The organism is Bradyrhizobium lupini (assembly GCF_040939785.1).
In the GTDB taxonomy this organism is placed as follows: domain Bacteria; phylum Pseudomonadota; class Alphaproteobacteria; order Rhizobiales; family Xanthobacteraceae; genus Bradyrhizobium; species Bradyrhizobium canariense_D.
Map to the genome: position 1 here is coordinate 5,272,715 of NZ_CP162553.1, position 17,756 is coordinate 5,290,470.

Sequence of the window (17,756 nt, forward strand, 5' to 3'; positions counted from 1 at the left end):
AGCCCAAGGCTGCGTTCCGACGAGCGGCGCTGCTAGGCTTCGTCTCGTCTGTAAGTTTCCGGCTCCGTCGACAGGGCTGGAAAAACTGCGGCGAAATGGCGAGCCGTGCGTACGGCAAAACCGTGTGGTCCTGGCCGTCGTTGCTACGGTCAAGCCCTGGCGAATGCGGCATCCGCGTCAACCGGCGCGGTGCCGGTGACTTTCGTTGGGACGAGGGAGGCCAAAAGGAACTCGGCTCCCGGGAGAGCACGGCATAAGCCGTCCAACCATCGCGCAGGGAAGGCCGAGTGATTGGCTACACCTGTATGCTGCTGTGCGGTTTCCTTGCGCTACATTTTCGCGCAGCGGACCGCGGGTGCCAGCCGGCACCCGGCCTTCCCTGCGCCCTCTTGGACAAGAGGGTGGAATGACCAGGCAAAGCTCGGGCGAAACGCCGCGAGGACGCGAAGGCGTGTCTACGGCTACACACTCCCTGTCATCGCCCGGCTTGACCGGGCGATCCAGTATTCCGAGACAGTGGCGTGGGCGGGATCGCAAGGCGGCCACACCGGTAAGCTCGGCATCATCGGCTTCTGCCGCGGCGGACGCACCGTCTGGGAATATGCCGCTCACAGGGGCAGCCTCAAGGCCGGCGTCGCCTTCTACGGTCCGCCGGTCGATCCAGCCAATCGGCCGTGGCCGAAGAGCCCGATGCAGCTCGCGCCCGAGATGAAGGCACCGGTGCTCGGCCTCTATGGCGGCGCCGATACCTGCATTCCCGTCGCCCAGGTCGAGCAGCTCAAGACAGCCTTGGAGCAGAACAAGAAGACGGCCGAGTTCAAGATCTATCCGGAAGCGCCGCATGGCTTCCATGCCGACTACCGCGGCAGCTATCGCAAGGACGCAGCAGAAGATGCCTGGAAGCAGGCCCAGGCCTGGTTCAAGAAGTATGGCGTGTTGAGCTGACGCTTGATCATGATCCTCCTTCCCCCGCTTGCCACAACGCATCCAGGGCGTGGCGGTAGGTCGGATAAGCAAGCGTGACGCCGAGCTCGCACTTCATTTTCGCGTTGGAGACGCGGGCGCTGCTCGCATAGAAGCTGCGGGCCATCGCCGACATCTCGGCGGTCTCGAACGGCTCTTCCGGCGGCGGTGCAACATTCATCAGCTTCGCCGCGTAAGCGATCACCTCCTGCGGCGGCGCCGGCTCGTCGTCGCAGACGTTCCACGTGCCGCCGCTCGGGTGATGAATCGCAGCCATGATCGCGCTCGCGATGTCGTCGACGTGGATGCGGTTGAACACCTGTCCCGGCTTGATGATGCGCCGCGCCGTTCGAGCGCGCAGCGTCACCAGCGCGTTACGGCCGGGGCCATAGATACCCGCAAGCCGCAGGATCGCGGCGTCGCCACCGGTCGTGTCGGTCCATGCCTGTTCCGCCGCGACCCGCATGCGCGTCCGGTCGAGGTCCGCCTTCGGCGGCGTGCTCTCGTCGACCCAGCCGCCGGCGTGATCACCATATACGCCGATCGTGGACAAATAGACGATCTTGCGGTCGCCGCCCGCCGCCAGCAGGCCGGAGAAGGCCGCGATTGCGGGATCGCCGGCACTGCCGGGCGGGATCGAAACGAGAAGGACATCCGCGTCCCTCATGCGTTCGATCGTCTCGCGTGCCGGACTGCTGCCGGAGAAAGCATGCACCTCGACGCCGGCGAGAGCGCCCCGCTGCGCGGGATCGCGCACCGTGCCGGCGATATGCGAGAAGCGGCCACCGAACAGGCGGACGAAGTGCCGCGCACTGTAGCCGAGGCCAAGGATAAAGAGCAGCATACATCTTCCTTGCAGGTCGGAGTTCCCGTTCGCGCCGCAGCGCGCCTCCGCTCATAAGAGATTTTTGGGTCCGGCAAAAGATATTGCAATTTGTCTCGCCCGCCTGTGCAGGCGATGGTCGCTCACCGGAGGGACGCATCGATCATGCAGGCAGAAGCGCCAGCCATCATGCTATCTGACGCGGCTGAGCTAGTCCGCCGCGCCGCCGCGCTGATCTTCGACGTCGACGGCACCTTGGCTGAGACCGAAGAGCTGCATCGGCAGGCCTTCAACCATGCCTTCGCCCGCCACGGTCTCGATTGGCAATGGGATCGGGCCGTCTACAAGGACCTGCTGCGGGTCACGGGCGGCAAGGAACGCATTCGCGCCCACCATGAAAGGCTGAGGATCGCCGCGCCATTATCGGATGTGGACATCGCGGAACTCCACCGCATCAAGACCGCGCATTATGCCGAACTGGTCCAAACCGGCTGCTGCCCCTTACGGCCCGGGGTGACGGATCTCCTCGTCGCTGCCAAGGCGCGCCGCCAGCGGCTCGCGATCGCGACGACCACGTCGCACGCCAACATCGACGCGCTGCTGTCGCGCGCCCTGGGAAAGTGCTGGGCCGCGGATTTTGATGCGATTGTCGCCGGAGATGACGTGCGGCATAAAAAGCCTGCGCCGGATGTCTATGTCGAGACCCTGGCGCGGCTGAAGCTCAACGCGTCCGACTGCGTCGCGATCGAGGATTCCGCTAACGGCCTGACCGCAGCTTCGCGGGCGAACATTCCCGTGCTCATCACCAGAAGCATGTTCTTCCGGGACGACGATTTTAGCCAGGCGCGGGTCGTGCTGGATGATCTGTCGGGGCTCGGGTGAGGCGGCAAAACAAAAAAACTGAAAAAACAACCCCATGCACAGTAGAATGTGCCTGCGGGCCGGGCGCCCTCAATGGACGCGGTGGCTCGCTCTATCGTCCTCAGCTTGCTCGACAATCTGCGCGATCGGGCTGGACTGGTGGTGCACCAGGCGCCAGTCGTCGCCGACGCGCCGAAAATGGTTGGCCGCAGCCAATGCCGTGCCGTCGACGATCTCGATGCAGAGCACGCGCGCGCTGTCGCCATCGACGATGGCCTGCGGTTCCGCGCAAAGGATCTGCGGCCGCTCCGGACTCTGCAGGATGTCGCGCCAGCTTCCGATCACCGTGGCCCGGCCGATGATGGCCGGCCAGCCGGGATGAATGCAGGAAATGGCGTCATCGTCCGCCCACATCCGCTCCATTTCGTCGAAATCGCCGGTCGAAAAGGCGGCGTAGAACGCTGCGTTCGCGGCGATCACCTTGCTGTCCTTTGCCATGCCTCTCGGGTGGGGCAATGACAGGCAAAAATCAAGCAAGACTTCCGTCGACTTTCCGTCGATCTGGACCGCAATGCAGCATCGCTGCCCGTTTTGTGGTCACGCCGAGACCAGAATCTCCACCGCACGCCGCGCGCCATCCTTGTAGAGCCGGCCGAGCGCAGCGGTCACGGCTTCGCGCAGGCGCGGCTCGGCGCCCAAGGGCCCGAACACTTTTCCGACGCCGAGCAGCGCGGGTGCCAATCGTTCGGCGACGGGACCTGCCTCGCGCGCCAAGCCGGCGAACTCGGCTGCGAGCGGATCGCGCACGTCGATGGTGCGGCCCTTCTCGTCAAGGCCGCTGACGTAGCGCATCCAGCCGGCCACCGCGAGCGCATGCGTCGCGATCGGCAGGTTCCTGGCGAGACGATCCTGCATCGCGCCGAGCAGGCGCTGCGGCAGCTTTTGCGAGCCGTCCATCGCGATCTGCCAGGTGCGGTGATGCAGCGCCGGATTGGCGAAGCGCCTGAGCAGCGAGGCGCGATAGGCGGCCAGATCTGCGCCTGATGGCATCGTCAATGTCACCGCGGCCTCTTCCATCACCTGTGCGGCGAGGCGCGCGAAATGCGAATCCAGCATGGTGTCGGCGATGGTCTCGTAGCCTGCGAGATAGCCGAGATAGGCCAGCGCCGAATGGCTGGCGTTGAGCAGCCGCAGCTTCATCAGCTCGAACGGCTTGACGTCGTTCACCAGTTCGACGCCCGCGGCGGCAAGATCGGGCCGGCCGGCCGTAAAGCGATCCTCGACCACCCATTGCGTGAAGGGCTCGGTCATGACAGGCCATGCATCGCGCAAACCGAGCGCTGATGAAACCGCATCGCGGTCACCGTCCGTCGTCTCCGGCACGATCCGGTCGACCATGGTCGAGGGGAAGGCCGCCGCATCCGCGATCCACTTGCCGAGATCTTTCGAGCGCAGCGCGGCGAATTGCGTCACGATCCGCTGCACGGTGTGGCCGTTGGCGGCGAGGTTGTCGCAACTCAGCACGGTGAAGGGTGGGGCGCCCAGCGCCCGCCGGCGCGCCAGCGCGGCGACGATGAAGCCGGGAGCCGAGCGCGGCGCGTCGAAATTGTTGAGGTCGTGCACGACATCAGGATGCCGTTCGTCGAGATCGCCGGTCTGGGGCGTGTGGCAATAGCCTTTCTCGGTGACGGTGAGGGAGACGATGCGAATGGCGGGATCGGCCATTCGCTCGACCAATCGTGCCGGGCTTTCGCGCGCGACCATGCTGTCGAGCAGCGCACCGATGATGCGGTGTTCAGTGCCTTTGGCTGCACGGACGGCAACCGTATAGAGATGATCCTGCGGGGCGAGGGCGTCGCGTGTATCAGGGCTGCGCAAGCTCGCGCCGACGATGCCCCATGACGTGGCGCCGGCGCCAAGACAATCGTCGATGACGACGGCCTGGTGGGCACGATGAAACGCGCCAAGGCCGAGATGCACGATGCCGGGCGTGACCCGCGAACGGTCGTAGGCCGGGCGGCGGATGCCGGGTGGCAGCCGGTCGAGATTGGCGCGGCCAAGGCGCATGTGGTCTTTCCCCTTGTTTGGCCGCTGCTTGACATGGCGCCCGTCCTCGGTCAATGCTGCGGTCAATTGGTAAGACCAATTTTCCAAAATTGGCGGGCCGCGGGCAGCGAGAGCTGCCGGCATGACCCTTTCGGGAGGACCAGCGTGCCGCTGGAAGCTGTGGAGGCGAGACGGCTTTATCGCCAAGTCGCCGATCAATTGCGAAGCCTGATCGACAGCGGTGAGTACGCGGTCGGCAGCCGCTTGCCGACCGAGCGCGAACTCGCCGAGCAGCTCAAGATATCCAGGCCGACAGTGCGCGAAGCCCTGATCGCGCTCGAAGTCGAGGGCCGCCTCCGCATCCGCGTCGGTTCCGGCATCTATGTGATCGAGCCGGCGGCGGTTGCGGCGACCGCGCCTGCTTCCGTCATCGAGGGCCCGTTCGAGCTGCTGCGCGCCCGCGAGTTCCTGGAAAGCGCCATCGCCGAGGAAGCCGCGCGCGTGGCGACGAAGGACGACGTTGCCCGCATCGATGCATCCCTTGTCGCGATGGAGAATGTAGAACACCCCGGCGAAGCCTCGATGGTCCACGACCGCGCCTTCCACATCGCGATCGCCGGAAGCCTCGGCAATGCCGTTCTGGTGCGCGTGGTCGGCGAGTTGTTCGACCAGCGCCTCAATCCCTATTTCGCGCAGCTTGCGCATTATTTCGAGAGCCCGGGCACGTGGCGCACTGCACTCGACGAGCATCGCGCGGTGCGCGACGCGATCGCGGCGCATGATCCCGGGGCCGCGCGCGAAGCCATGCGCGATCATCTCGCGAGATCCCAGGAGCGCTTTGCGCAGAACTTCGGCGCCGAGAGCGCGGCAGGACTGTCCTCCGGGCGCGCGGCGCGATCGACGGCAAAACCGACAAAACCGGAACGTGCGCCGAAGAAGAAGCGAGCTGCGAGCAGCAGCGCGCGACCGAGATGAGATCGTGCGGCCCGCACCCGCGTTGGGGGCGGGCGGACATGAAGCAGATTTAAAAGAAGCAGACTTGAAAAATGGAGGAAAAGTCAGTGTTGAAAAAGATGACAATGGTGCTGGCGGTCTCGGCCGCGGCGATGATTGCTACGACTGGCGCCGGCATGGCGCAGGCCAAGCTCAAATGGGCCCATGTCTACGAGACCTCGGAGCCGTTCCACACTGCTTCAGTCTGGGCCGCGCAGGAGATCGGCAAACGCACCAACGGGCGCTATGCGATCGACGTCTATCCGGCGTCGCAGCTCGGCAAGGAGTCCGACATCAACCAGGGCCTCTCGCTCGGCTCGGTCGACATCATCATCTCCGGCTCGAGCTTTGCCGCCAAGAGCTTTCCGCCGATCGGCGTGACCTATTATCCCTACACCTTCCGCGATGCCGATCATCTGCTGGCCTACACCAAGAGCGACATCTTCAAGGAGCTCACCAAGGGTTATGAGGACAAGAGCGGCCACCACATCGTCGCGGTGACCTATTACGGCGTGCGCCAGACCTCGTCGAACAAGCCGATCAAGACCTGTGCCGACCTCAAGGGCCTGAAGATGCGCGTGCCCGATGTGCCCGCCTATCTCGCTATGCCGCGCGCCTGCGGCGCCAACACCGCGCCGATCGCGTTCGCCGAGGTCTATCTGGCGCTCCAGAACGGTACCGTCGAAGCCCAGGAGAATCCGCTCACCACGATCGAGGCCAAGAAGTTCTACGAGGTGCAGAAGCACATCGTGCTGACCGGCCACATCGTCGACCATCTCAACACGGTGGTGGCCGGTGCGCTCTGGAAGAAGCTCAGCGACGAGGACAAGAAGATCTTCACCGACGTCGCGCAGGAGGCCGCCGCCAAGGCGACCGCGGAGATCAAGCAGAACGAGGCCAAGCTGGTCGCCTTCTTCAAGGAGAAGGGCCTGACCGTCACCGAGGTCGACAAGAGCGAGTTCCGCGACACCGTGCTGAAGAACGTCGCGTTCGAGACTTTCGGCTACCGCAAGGCCGACTGGGAACGCATTCAGGCGGTGAAGTAACGACGTAGTCGCCATCCCGGGGCGGTCCGCAGGACCGAACTACGGTGTGCAATTGCGCACCTGAAAATCTCGAGGTTCCGGGTCTGGTGCTGACGCACCATCCCGGAACGACGTGATCAGTTTGAGGAGCACACCCATGTCCACCGCCGAAACGCACCGGCAGATCACCGCGGACGAGATCGCCCACACCTTCGAGGAAGAGGCGACGCCCAAGGTCGATCTCGGCATCTACGCTTTCGAGGACTGGGTCGCGCTGGCGATCTTCTGGGTGATGGCGCTCGCCGTCTTCCTCCAGTTCTTCACCCGTTACGTCCTCAACGACAGCTACGCCTGGACCGAGGAGATCGCGACCTACTGCCTGATCGGCGTGGTCTTCATCGGCTCCTCGATGTGCGTGCGGCTGTCGCGGCACATCCAAGTCGACCTGCTCTATCGCTATCTTCCGCACCTTGTGGCGCGCGCATTGTCGACAGTGATCGATCTGATTCGGATCGTCTTCTTCGGTTACGCCATCAAGCTGGTCTGGGTCTACATCCAGATCATCGGCGACGAATCCATGACCACCATCAATCTTCCCAAGGACTACGTCTATTACGCCGTGCTGGCGGGCTTCGTGCTGATGTTCGTCCGCTCGGTGCAAGTGGCCATACAACATTTGCGGCAGGGCTACTCGATCCTCGAACGTCCCGGCGCCTACGACGGCTTTGAAGGGTAATTCCATGTTGCTGTTGCTTGGAGGCTTCCTCATCCTCATGCTGCTCGGCGTTCCCGTGGCCATCGCCATGGCGGCGTCGTCGCTGCTCTACATCCTGGTCAGCGGCGTGACGCCCGACGTCACGCTGGCGCAGCGCATGATCGCCGGTGTCGAGAGCTTTCCGTTGCTCGCCGTGCCGTTCTTCATCCTGGCCGGCAATCTCATGAACATCGCGGGCGTCACCGGGCGCATCTATAAATTCGCCGTCGCGCTGGTCGGCTGGATGCGCGGCGGCCTCGGCCACGTCAATATCATTGGCTCGGTGATCTTCTCCGGCATGTCTGGCACCGCGATCGCGGATGCCGCCGGTCTCGGTACCATCGAGATCAAGGCGATGAAGGACCACGGCTACTCCACGGAATTCTCCGTGGGCGTCACCGCGGCCTCCGCCACGCTCGGGCCGATCATCCCGCCGTCGCTGCCTTTCGTGATCTACGGCATGATGGCTAACGTCTCGATCGGCGCGCTGTTTCTGGGGGGCGTCATTCCAGGCGTCGTGCTGACGCTCCTGATGATGGCCACCGTCACCTACTTCGCGCACAAGAACAAATGGGGCAGCGATACGCCGTTCTCCTGGCCGCAATTGGGATCGGCGGGGCTCGAGATCCTCGTCGTATTGAGCTTCCCGATGGCTGTCTGGCTTCTGACGGTCGCCGGTCTCTCCACCAATTGGGCAGTTGGTCTCGGCCTGTTCGCGCTGCTCGCGATCGACTGGTACTTCGACTTCTCCGCGGTGATGGCGCTGATGGCGCCGGTGATCCTGATCGGCGGCATGACGCTCGGCTGGTTCACCCCAACGGAAGCCGCGGTCGCCGCCGTGATCTGGTCGCTGTTCCTCGGCCTGGTACGCTACCGCACCATGACGATGAAAACGGTCGCGAAAGCGACTTTCGACACCATCGAGACCACGGCTTCGGTGCTGTTCATCGTCACGGCAGCCTCGATCTTCGCCTGGCTGCTGACGGTGTCGCAGGCAGCCCAGATGCTGTCGGACTGGATGCTCAGCATCACCCACAACAAATGGGTGTTCCTGGCGCTCGCCAACGTCCTGATCCTGTTCGTCGGCTGCTTCATCGACACCACGGCGGCGATCACCATTCTGGTGCCGATCCTGTTGCCGATCGTGCTCAAGCTCGGCATCGACCCGATCCATTTCGGTCTGATCATGACGCTGAACCTGATGATCGGTCTGCTGCATCCGCCGCTCGGCATGGTGTTGTTCGTGCTCGCGCGCGTCGCAAAGCTCTCGGTCGAGCGCACGACGGTGGCGATCCTGCCGTGGCTGGTGCCGCTGATGGTTGCGCTGATCGCGATCACCTACATCCCCGAATTGACCCTGTGGCTACCGAAATACATGGGACTTTCCAAATGACCTCAACTGCTCTCGCCGCAACCCTGTTTGGCCCCGAAGATCTGCGCATGGTCGAGCATCCGCTCGACAAGCTCGCTGAAGGCATGGTGCGCCTCCGTTTCGGCGCCGGCGGCATCTGCGGCTCGGACATGCATTATTTCCGCCATGCCCGGACCGGCGATTTCGTGGTGAAATCGCCGCTGGTGCTCGGCCATGAAATCTCCGGCGAGGTCGTGGAGATCGCGGGCTCCGCGGCAAATCTAAAGGTCGGCGACCGCGTTGCCGTCAACCCGTCGCGCTGGTGCGGCCATTGCGGCGCCTGCCGCCAAGGCCGGCAGAACCTCTGCGAAAATATCTACTTCATGGGCTCGGCCTCGAAGACACCGCACATGCAGGGCGGCTTTGCCAACTATTTCGACGCGATCCCGGCACAGTGCGTGAAGATTCCCGATCATGTGTCCTATCAGGCCGCGGCGCTCGCCGAACCGCTCGCGGTCTGCCTGCACGCCGTCGCGCGTGCCGGCAACATCGATGGCAAGCGCGGCATCATCTTCGGCGCCGGTCCGATCGGGCTTCTGACCATGCTCGCCGCGCGCCGCGCCGGCATGATCGACATCACGGTGGCCGACATCGCGCCGGCGCCGCTGGCCTTTGCGACCCGGCTCGGCGCCTCTCACGTCGAGAATGTCGCAGCCGGCGAGGAAGGCCTGAAGGCGCAGGCCACCTCGCGCCCCTACGATGTCGCTTTCGAAGTCTCGGGCACGGCTGCAGGCCTTGCCAGTGCGATCGGTATCGTCAGGCGCGGCGGCGTTGTGGTGCAGATCGGCAATTTGCCGGGTGGCCAGATTCCGGTGCCGGCCAATGCGGTGATGGCCAAGGAGATCGACCTGCGCGGCTCGTTCCGCTTCGGGCTTGAGTTCATGACGGCGGTGGAGCTGATCGCGGACGGCAGCGTCGACGTGCTGTCGCTGGTCACCGCCGAGCGGCCGCTGTCCACCGCGCCGGACGCGCTGCGGCTGGCGCTCGACCGCTCGCAGAGCGTCAAGGTCGTGCTGACCGCGAACTGATCGGGGAGAATTCTTATGATGCTCGAGGGATGGCGCTGGTACGGGCCGGACGATCCGGTCTCGCTCGACGATGTCAGGCAGGCCGGGGCGAGCGACATTGTCTCGGCGCTGCATCAGGTGCCGATCGGCGAAGCCTGGACACGCAAGGCGGTCGAGGAGCGCAAGAACTTCATCGAGAGCGGCCAACCCGGGCGCTCGCGGCTGACCTGGTCGGTGGTGGAATCGATTCCGATCCCCGACGACGTCAAGCGTCTCGGGGCTAAAGCGACGCGCTCGATCGAGACATGGATCGCCAGCCTGGAGGCGGCTGCCGCGGCCGGCATCAAGATCATCTGCTACAACTTCATGCCCGTCGTGGATTGGTGCCGCACCGATCTCGAATGGGAGCTGCCGAACGGCGCCCGCGCCATGCGCTTCGATCAAGACCGTTTCGCGGCCTTCGAGCTGCACATCCTGAAGCGTCCCGCCGCCGTCCAGGAATACTCGCCCGAGCAGCAGGCCCGCGCGAAAAAACTGTTCGAGCAGATGAGCCAGGCCGATATCGAATATCTCGTCATGGTCATCGCCAGCGCGCTGCCGGGCTCCACCACCGAGCCGTTGACCATCCCGCAATTCCGCGATCGGCTCGAAACATATCGCGACGTCACGCCAAAAATCCTGCGGCAGCATCTCGCCGAGTTTTTGGGCCGCGTCACCCCCGTCGCCGAGCAGCTCGGGGTCTCATTGACGCTGCATCCGGACGACCCGCCGCGCCCGCTGTTCGGTCTGCCGCGCGTCGCGTCCAGCGCCGATGACTATCAGGCGTTGTTCGATGCGGTGCCGTCAAAGGCGAATGGTATCTGCCTGTGCACGGGGTCGCTTGGCGTGCGCGCCGAGAACAATCTTCCCGCGATGGCCGAACGCTTCGGCCCGCGCATTGCCTTTGCGCATCTGCGCGCGACCAAGCGCGAGGCGGATGGCCTGTCCTTCTACGAGTCCGATCATCTCGACGGTGACGTCGACATGGTCGCGGTGCTGAAGGCGCTGCTGAAGGAGAACGCGCGGCGTTCGCCCGGCCAGAAAAATTGTGTTCCGGCCCGACCACGGCCATCGCATGCTCGACGATCTCGCGGCCACCAAGCGCACCAATCCGGGCTACACCGCGATTGGCCGCCTCCGCGGCCTGGCCGAGCTCCGCGGCGCGATCCGCGCGATCGAGCATCGATAGAGGCCAAAACTTTATCCATACCGTCATTGCGAGCGCAGCGAACCAAACCAGAATTCCTCCGCGGAAGGACTCTGGATTGCTTCGCTACGCTCGCAATGACGCGGGGGAGAGGTGCCTCGTCTCAACCTTGTCCCCTTAGGCGCAAAGGCAGAATACGTCCCGGGCACGCGCACAGATTGTCAAAATTCCAGCCATATGCGAAGGTAGCGTCATTCCGTTTTCGATCGACGTATTGCAGCAATAAGCCATTTAGGAGCTTGATGTGAGCATTCTGGTCGAACTTCCTCCCGATCAATATGACCGACGGGCATTTGCAAAATTCAACGAGACATCAACCGGCTTTGATCTCGACATCGCTCGCGCGATGATGTGGATGTCGCAACTCGCCTACGAGACCCATGTGCCGGACACGATCAACAGGGTCTCTCCTTTCTGGGATCTGTCCGGCGTCAAGTTGCTGAGCCAGCCGGCGCATTCGACGCTGCCGCTGACCGACACGCGCGGGATCATCGCGAGCAAGGGTGACGCAACCATTGTCGCCTTCGCCGGCACCGACCCGCTTCATCTCCTGAACTGGGTCAGCGATTTCACGCTTGGCCGACCGAAGGCGCCCGTGCACCAGGGGTTCGTCGATGCGGCGGCGGCCGTGTGGGACGACGTGAAGAGCGCACTGGCGGCAGCGCTGGCGCGCAAATCACCGATCTTCATCACTGGGCACAGCCTCGGCGCCGCGATCGCGGTGGCAACGGCGGACTTCGCGCGGGAGCAGCTCCAGCTCGCGGATGCGCAGATCTATCTTTACGGTTGTCCGCGCGTGGGCCGCGACGATTTCGTCGCCCTCTACAACGGTACGTTCGGCAGGACGACCTATCGTCTCGTGCACGGCACCGACATCGTCCCGACCGTGCCTCCGCCCGGGCTTGGCTTTCATCACGTCGGCCGTTATCTCGCCTGTGCACGCGGCGCCAAATTCAGCGCCAGCCAGCTCACGACGAATGTTGGTTCGGATGAGCCAATGGCGAATGCTGGAATTGGTGAGCAGGTCCGCAATCTCCTCAGCGGCGTATCCGAGAACACGCGGACGGATGTCATCGGCAGGCTCACGGTGCTGCTGCCGGCAGGGATCGGCGATCACCTGCCCGATCGTTACTGTGCCGCGCTGACACCCGCCTAGACTCCGGTTTTGATGCGTTTTCTTCACGTGAACCGGTCCACTTCGCCCGAAAACGCTCTAGTAGCAAGCCGCCATCGCGCCGAGCTTCGGATAGAGCCGGTCGATCGCGGCGATCTCGCTTTTCATCTGCGCGGTGATCCAGTCGCGGATCTCGGCGGCGATGGGACGCATCGGCCGGTTGCGCGGTGGCAGGAATTCGCAGATGCGGCGTGTGGTGGTGAGCGTGTCGGAGGCGGGCACCAGCGCGCCGGTCAATAGCCAGTGCGAGGCGACCGTCAGCCAACCGAGCGCGATGCCCTGGCCGAGCAGGGCGGCCTGCATCACGACGGCATAGTCCGTGAAGCTCAGCGCCTTGGCCGCACCGCGGCGCCCGGTGAGAAGCGATGCGTAATCCGCGGCCCAGTCGCCCGGCGTCTCGGCGAGCCGAATGATGGTGTTGCCTTCGGCGGGATCGGTTTCGCCGAGATAGGCAGGGCTGCACATCGGCAGCATGACCTCCTTCATCACCAGCGTGCCACCGGATGACGGCTCCTCGCGATCGCGGAAGCGCATGCCGAGGTCGACATTCTCCACTGGTCCGCGCAGCGCGCCGGAGATCAGCTGAAAGCGCAAATCGACCTGAGGAAATTGCTTCTGCAGCTTGTCGATGCGCGGCATCAGCCAATGCGTGGTGAAGGCGGAGGAGACCGACAGTGTCACCGTCTCGGTGCCCTTCCGGCGCCGCTCGATCTCGACCAGCCCGCTTTCGATGCTGCGAAAGCCTTCGAGCACGCGGCGATACAAGAGTTCGCCTTCCTCAGTGAGCACCGCGCGTCCCGCCTTGCGGTCGAATAGGCGAACGCCGAGATGGTCCTCGAACTGACCCAGCATCCGGCTCACCGCAGGCTGGGTGACGTTCAGTTCGGCGGCCGCCGCCGTGAAGCTGCCATTGCGCGCCGCTGCGTCGAAGACGAACAGGGCGTTACTTGAGGGCAGCATCCGGCGCAGCTCGGGCATAACACCATGTTATGACCCAGGTGAGAATTTGGCAATTGCCGAGTTTTGCCAAGTCTGGTGTCATTGGCGTCATAGCCAAAAGACAGGGCCTGCGAGCGAAGATGTTGGTGCGGTGCACGCTTCGACCAGGAGTGCTCAAATTCCTGTCTATAAAGCAGGCTTATGGCGCGCAGTGAAGCACGCCGGCTCAGGAGATGGCGAGGTCGATCGTTGGACAAACGAGCGGAAAGCGTCGAGATCAGATCCGCGAGCAAGGCCTATGGTGCCGTTCGCGCCCTCGACGACGTGTCCCTCAATGTCGCCGCCGGCGAGTTCGTTTCCCTGCTCGGCCCCTCCGGCTCCGGCAAGACGACGTTGCTCGGCATCCTCGGCGGCTTCATCCTGCCATCGAGCGGAACGATCTTGTTCGGCGGCCGCGACGTCACCTGGATGCCGCCGCACAAGCGCGACATCGGCGTCGTGTTCCAGAACTACGCGCTGTTCCCGCATATGAGCGTCGGCGAGAATGTTGCCTTTCCCTTGCGCGCGCGACGGCTGCCGAAGGCGGCCTGGCCGGATAAGGTGCGCGCGGCGCTTTCGATGGTCGGTCTTGCCGGCTACGAAGAGCGCGGTATCGCGCAACTCTCCGGCGGCCAGCGCCAGCGCGTGGCGCTCGCACGCGCCATGATCTTCGAGCCGCGGCTGATCCTGATGGACGAACCGCTGTCCGCGCTCGACAAGCAACTGCGCAGAATCCATGCAGATCGAGCTGCGCGCGCTGCACAAGCGCATCGGCGCCACCATCATCTACGTCACCCACGATCAGCGCGAAGCGCTGACCATGAGCGACCGCGTCGCCGTGATGAAGGACGGCAGGCTGATCCAGATCGACGCGCCCGAGCGCCTGCACGATCATCCCGCGGATTCCTTCGTCGCGAGTTTCATTGGCGAGGCCACGATGCTTCCCGTGCGACGCGTCGATGCCTCCGGCGTTGCGCTCGGCAATGTGCTTCTGCGCAGCGCCCGCGCCATTCCCGACGGGGACGCGCTGATGCTCGCCGTGCACAGCGAAAAACTGCTGATCGACGATGGTGCGCCGGACACCGCCTGCAATCGGCTCACCGGCACGGTCACCGACATCGTCTATCAGGGCGAGAGTCTGCGCATCTTCCTGGCGCTCGCCGATGGCATCGTGCTCAGCCTGCGCCAGGCGAGCTATCACCAGGCCTACAGCCGCATCCCGCCGCTGGGCGGCAGCCTTACCGTGACCCTTCACCCCGAGGACACCATCGTCGTGCCCAGGGTGAGGGACTGAACCCAAGCCTTGTCCAACCGAGAGAAGAAGCCAAAAATGTCGTCAGCAGCCTCGTTCAGCAATTTCAAGGTTCTCACCTTCGACGTCGTCGGCACCTTGATCGATTTCGAGACCGGCGTGCTCTCCGCGGTGCGCCGGATCTCGGGCAAGTCGCCGGCCGAGCTCAGCGACGACAAGATCTTCGAATCCTACAAGCGCGGTCGCGACAAGCACCACGAGCGTTCGAGCGAGGTGATGTTCCATGTCTATCGCTATCTTGCCAAGGAACTCGGGCTGCAGGCCGATGACGCCTCCTGCGACGTGTTCCAGCTCGCGGTGCTGCGCTGGGGACCGTTCCCAGACTCGGTCGAGGCTCTGAAGCGCCTGAGAACCAAATTCCGCCTGGTCGCGATGACCAATGCCGACCGCGTCGCGCTGTCCTGTTACGCGCACGCGCTCGGCAATCCCTTCGACGATACCGTTTGCGCCGACGAGACTGGCGTTGCGAAACCCGATCCGGAGTTTTTCGCCTACAACAAGGGCCGCCAGTCCGCTTTCGGCTACAAGCAGTCCGATATCCTTCACGTCGCGCAGAGCCAGTATCACGACATCGGGATTGCGCGGAAACTCGGCTACAAGGTGTGCTGGATCGAGCGCCGCCAGGGCATGGCCGGTTTCGGAGGCACACCGGCCGTGGAGACGCTGACCAAGCCGGACTTCCATTTTCCGACGTTGAAGGCGCTTGCCGATGCGGCCATCGGGCCGGCGGCGTAAGGCATGAGCGGTGGCATGACACGGGACTGGAACGCGCTGCCGTCGGCCAACTCGCTGTGGGCCGCCACGGCCGAGCCGGCGCGCGAGTTTCCGGTCGTGTCAGGCGAGCACCAGGCGGATGTGGTGATCATCGGTGCGGGCTACACGGGCCTGTCTGCTGCGCACCACATCGCCAAAAGCGGTTTGTCGCCGATCGTACTTGAGGCCAACCGCCCGGGCTGGGGCGCGAGTGGACGCAATGGCGGCGTGATCACCGCAAAGTTCCGCCTCTCGTTCCGCGAGATCGACGCCGTGCACGGCCGCGCCATGGCGCAGCGCATGTACGGGATCGCGCATGAATCCACTGATATCGTCGAGGAGCTGGTCTCCGAATTTGGCATCACCAGTGCCGCGTTGACGCGCACCGGCCAGGTCAAGGCCGCTCACAACGAGACGACCCTGAAGGCCGCGATCGACGAGGCCAACTGGATGAAGCGCGAGATGGGGGATGCGGAGGTCCGCATCCTCGACAAGGGGCAAGTGCGCGACGAGACTGGCTCCGACATCTTCGTCGGCGGCGTGCTCAATCCCGGCTCCGGCGGCATCCATCCGCTGAATTATCTGCGCGGCCTTGCCGATGGCGTGGCGCGCCGCGGCATCCCGATTTTCCAGGAGTCGCCGGTCGTAAGGCTCCGCCGCGACAACAGCGGCATCGTCGCTGAAACGCCGCAAGGCGCAGTGCGGGCAAAGCAGGCGATCATCGCCACCAACAGCTATTCCGACCTCACCGGCGCGACGACGAACATGCAGCGCACGCTGATCCCGTTCCGAAGCGCCATCATCGCGACCGACAGGCTGCCGCGCAACCTCGCGGGAAGCCTGATGCCGACCGGGCGCACCTACACCGAGACCAAGCGCATGATGCGCTGGTTCCGCATGGTCGACAATCGTGTGATTTTTGGCGGCCGCGGCGCGTTCGGCAAGCAGGATTCGGAAACCGCTTTCGACGCGCTGCGCAAGGCGATGGTCGGAATCTTTCCCGACCTTGCCGACGTCCCGCTCGCCTACAAATGGTCGGGCCTGGTCGGGATGACGTTGGACTCCGTGCCGCATATCGGCCGGCTCGACGACCGCACGCTGTTCTCGATGGGCTACAACGGCGCGGGCGTGGCGATGTCGAGCCTGATGGGCCGCTATCTCGCCGCTTTCGTGCGCGGCGAGACGCCAGAGGTCGGGCTGCTCGACGCGAGGCGATTGAAAGCCATCCCGTTCTATCCGTTGCGCGAGCCCGCCGTGCGCATGGTCGCGGGCTGGTACCAGTTTCTCGATGCGATCGGACAGTGACATTTAATTAGTGACAGAGGAGGCGAGGATGACGACGAAACGAGATTTTCGATTTGGCTACGCTTTGTTGGGCGGATCGCTCGGAATGTTCGCAACAACCGGCATCGCCGCCGCTGCCGAACAGATCACCTTCGTCTCGCAAGGCGGCGCCTACCAGCAGGCGCAGACGGTGGCGATTCTCGATCCCACGGCAAAGAAGCTCGGCATCACCGTCAACCAGGACTCCATTCCCGATGCCTGGCCCGCAATCAAGACGCAAGTCGGCAGCGGCAAGCCGATCTGGGATGTCGTCGATACTCCGACCGGCAACTGCCTGCGTGGCGGCGAGCAGGGGCTGATCGAGAAGCTCGACTTCTCGAAGATCCCGAATGGCGCCGCGATGCCGGAGTCCTATCGCAGCCCCTATTCGGTTTCCTACGAGTTCTATTCCAGCGTACTGGCCTACAGCCAGAAGACGTTTCCGAAGGACGCGCCGAACAGCTGGGCCGATTTCTGGGACGTCAAGAAATTTCCCGGGCGCCGCGCACTGCGTAACCACCCGTTCGCGACGCTCGAGGCGGCCCTGATGGCCGACGGCGTCGCGCCCGACAAGCTCTATCCGCTCGACGTCGAGCGCGCCTTCAAGAAGCTGGAAGAGATCAAGCCGCACATCACGGTGTGGTGGACCTCCGGTGCGCAGTCGGCACAGCTTCTCAATGACGGCGAGGTCGACATGGAGATGGCCTGGAACGGCCGCGTCAGCGCAGTCGCGAAGGAAGGCGCCAAGGTTGCCTTCACCTACAACCAGGGCGTTTTGCAGAGCACCTCGCTCTGCATTCTCAAGGGCGCGCCAGATCTCGAGACGGCCGTCAAATTCCTCAACGAGGCCGTCGATCCCGTGCACCAGGCCAATCTGCCGCTCAATATCGATTACGGCCCGGGCAATCCCAAGGCGTTCGATACCGGCGTGATCAAGCCGGAGCGCGCCGCGCAATTGCCAAGCGAGCCGGCCAATGCGGCCAAGCAGGCCCTGATGTCCTACGCCTGGTGGTCCTCGCCGGCGGGCGAAGCCACCGAGAAGCGTTGGGCGTCGTTCATGCAGAAGTAGGCGAAGCGAGGCCGCGTC

The 17,756-nt window shown here is 64.1% G+C and carries 14 protein-coding genes and 3 pseudogenes; 13 read left to right on the forward strand and 4 right to left on the reverse strand.

Annotated elements, in window-relative coordinates:
• Nucleotides 1-513 precede the first annotated feature (513 nt).
• A pseudogene (locus AB3L03_RS25085) lies at nt 514-945 on the forward strand (dienelactone hydrolase family protein); the annotation flags it as partial.
• A gap of 7 nt (nt 946-952) precedes the next feature.
• Here AB3L03_RS25085 and AB3L03_RS25090 read toward each other — a convergent pair.
• Entirely contained in the window at nt 953-1,807 is an 855-nt protein-coding gene (locus tag AB3L03_RS25090; RefSeq protein WP_085351943.1) for an SDR family oxidoreductase, read from the reverse strand.
• A 144-nt stretch (nt 1,808-1,951) separates the two neighbouring features.
• Here AB3L03_RS25090 and AB3L03_RS25095 point away from each other — a divergent pair, with 144 nt between their 5' ends.
• Complete coding sequence (locus tag AB3L03_RS25095; protein ID WP_085351942.1) at nt 1,952-2,668, forward strand: HAD family hydrolase; 717 nt, start codon at nt 1,952-1,954, stop codon at nt 2,666-2,668.
• Nucleotides 2,669-2,737: 69 nt separating this feature from the next.
• Here the strand turns inward: AB3L03_RS25095 and AB3L03_RS25100 are convergent, their stop codons facing one another.
• Nucleotides 2,738-3,145 carry a nuclear transport factor 2 family protein gene (locus AB3L03_RS25100; RefSeq protein ID WP_085361531.1) on the reverse strand — a complete coding sequence of 136 codons (408 nt, stop codon included), beginning with the start codon at nt 3,143-3,145 and terminating at the stop codon, nt 2,738-2,740.
• 99 nt (nt 3,146-3,244) lie between these two features.
• Nucleotides 3,245-4,714 (reverse strand): mannitol dehydrogenase family protein, encoded by a 1,470-nt coding sequence (locus AB3L03_RS25105; RefSeq protein ID WP_085361544.1) that lies wholly within the window; start codon nt 4,712-4,714, stop codon nt 3,245-3,247.
• Nucleotides 4,715-4,858: 144 nt separating this feature from the next.
• On the opposite strand from AB3L03_RS25105, the gene AB3L03_RS25110 reads away from it, so the two are divergent.
• The 7 genes and pseudogenes from AB3L03_RS25110 to AB3L03_RS25140 all read left to right on the forward strand — a co-directional run bounded on the left by AB3L03_RS25110 (nt 4,859) and on the right by AB3L03_RS25140 (nt 12,285).
• Complete coding sequence (locus AB3L03_RS25110; RefSeq protein ID WP_085361530.1) at nt 4,859-5,668, forward strand: FadR/GntR family transcriptional regulator; 810 nt, start codon at nt 4,859-4,861, stop codon at nt 5,666-5,668.
• A 104-nt stretch (nt 5,669-5,772) separates the two neighbouring features.
• On the forward strand, nt 5,773-6,732 hold the full coding sequence (locus AB3L03_RS25115; RefSeq protein ID WP_162496399.1) for a sialic acid TRAP transporter substrate-binding protein SiaP: 960 nt from the start codon (nt 5,773-5,775) through the stop codon (nt 6,730-6,732).
• A gap of 136 nt (nt 6,733-6,868) precedes the next feature.
• The gene (locus AB3L03_RS25120) at nt 6,869-7,447 is read left to right on the forward strand and encodes a TRAP transporter small permease (protein ID WP_018454000.1); all 579 of its coding nucleotides are present in this window, start codon (nt 6,869-6,871) and stop codon (nt 7,445-7,447) included.
• Between the two features lie 4 nt (nt 7,448-7,451).
• Entirely contained in the window at nt 7,452-8,858 is a 1,407-nt protein-coding gene (locus AB3L03_RS25125; RefSeq protein ID WP_085351941.1) for a TRAP transporter large permease, read from the forward strand.
• Nucleotides 8,855-9,904, forward strand: a complete 1,050-nt coding sequence (locus AB3L03_RS25130; RefSeq protein ID WP_368507172.1) for an L-idonate 5-dehydrogenase — start codon at nt 8,855-8,857, stop codon at nt 9,902-9,904. The genes AB3L03_RS25125 and AB3L03_RS25130 overlap by 4 nt, the downstream gene beginning before the upstream one ends.
• Before the next feature lie 18 nt (nt 9,905-9,922).
• A pseudogene (uxuA, locus tag AB3L03_RS25135) lies at nt 9,923-11,111 on the forward strand (mannonate dehydratase).
• 262 nt (nt 11,112-11,373) lie between these two features.
• Nucleotides 11,374-12,285, forward strand: a complete 912-nt coding sequence (locus tag AB3L03_RS25140) for a lipase family protein (RefSeq protein WP_368507173.1) — start codon at nt 11,374-11,376, stop codon at nt 12,283-12,285.
• 57 nt (nt 12,286-12,342) lie between these two features.
• Here AB3L03_RS25140 and AB3L03_RS25145 read toward each other — a convergent pair whose 3' ends face one another.
• Entirely contained in the window at nt 12,343-13,281 is a 939-nt protein-coding gene (locus AB3L03_RS25145) for a LysR family transcriptional regulator (protein ID WP_204512151.1), read from the reverse strand.
• Nucleotides 13,282-13,491: 210 nt separating this feature from the next.
• Between AB3L03_RS25145 and AB3L03_RS25150 the strand changes: the two are divergent.
• The 4 genes and pseudogenes from AB3L03_RS25150 (at nt 13,492) to AB3L03_RS25165 (ending at nt 17,738) form a co-directional block, all read left to right on the forward strand.
• Nucleotides 13,492-14,575 (forward strand): annotated as a pseudogene (locus AB3L03_RS25150) (ABC transporter ATP-binding protein).
• A 36-nt stretch (nt 14,576-14,611) separates the two neighbouring features.
• Nucleotides 14,612-15,328, forward strand: a complete 717-nt coding sequence (locus AB3L03_RS25155; protein ID WP_018454007.1) for an HAD family hydrolase — start codon at nt 14,612-14,614, stop codon at nt 15,326-15,328.
• 15 nt (nt 15,329-15,343) lie between these two features.
• Nucleotides 15,344-16,651, forward strand: a complete 1,308-nt coding sequence (locus tag AB3L03_RS25160) for an FAD-binding oxidoreductase (RefSeq protein WP_085385419.1) — start codon at nt 15,344-15,346, stop codon at nt 16,649-16,651.
• A gap of 28 nt (nt 16,652-16,679) precedes the next feature.
• Nucleotides 16,680-17,738 carry an ABC transporter substrate-binding protein gene (locus tag AB3L03_RS25165; protein WP_368507174.1) on the forward strand — a complete coding sequence of 353 codons (1,059 nt, stop codon included), beginning with the start codon at nt 16,680-16,682 and terminating at the stop codon, nt 17,736-17,738.
• Nucleotides 17,739-17,756: the final 18 nt, after the last annotated feature.

Excerpts from the sequence above, each read along its gene's own strand:
- AB3L03_RS25090 (WP_085351943.1), bottom strand. The coding sequence starts at position 1,807 with ATGCTGCTCTTTATCCTTGGCCTCGGCTACAGTGCGCGGCACTTCGTC.
- AB3L03_RS25095 (WP_085351942.1), top strand. The coding sequence starts at position 1,952 with ATGCAGGCAGAAGCGCCAGCCATCATGCTATCTGACGCGGCTGAGCTA.
- AB3L03_RS25100 (WP_085361531.1), bottom strand. The coding sequence starts at position 3,145 with ATGGCAAAGGACAGCAAGGTGATCGCCGCGAACGCAGCGTTCTACGCC.
- AB3L03_RS25105 (WP_085361544.1), bottom strand. The coding sequence starts at position 4,714 with ATGCGCCTTGGCCGCGCCAATCTCGACCGGCTGCCACCCGGCATCCGC.
- AB3L03_RS25115 (WP_162496399.1), top strand. The coding sequence starts at position 5,773 with ATGGTGCTGGCGGTCTCGGCCGCGGCGATGATTGCTACGACTGGCGCC.
- AB3L03_RS25120 (WP_018454000.1), top strand. The coding sequence starts at position 6,869 with ATGTCCACCGCCGAAACGCACCGGCAGATCACCGCGGACGAGATCGCC.
- AB3L03_RS25125 (WP_085351941.1), top strand. The coding sequence starts at position 7,452 with ATGTTGCTGTTGCTTGGAGGCTTCCTCATCCTCATGCTGCTCGGCGTT.
- AB3L03_RS25130 (WP_368507172.1), top strand. The coding sequence starts at position 8,855 with ATGACCTCAACTGCTCTCGCCGCAACCCTGTTTGGCCCCGAAGATCTG.
- AB3L03_RS25145 (WP_204512151.1), bottom strand. The coding sequence starts at position 13,281 with ATGCCCGAGCTGCGCCGGATGCTGCCCTCAAGTAACGCCCTGTTCGTC.
- AB3L03_RS25155 (WP_018454007.1), top strand. The coding sequence starts at position 14,612 with ATGTCGTCAGCAGCCTCGTTCAGCAATTTCAAGGTTCTCACCTTCGAC.
- AB3L03_RS25160 (WP_085385419.1), top strand. The coding sequence starts at position 15,344 with ATGACACGGGACTGGAACGCGCTGCCGTCGGCCAACTCGCTGTGGGCC.
- AB3L03_RS25165 (WP_368507174.1), top strand. The coding sequence starts at position 16,680 with ATGACGACGAAACGAGATTTTCGATTTGGCTACGCTTTGTTGGGCGGA.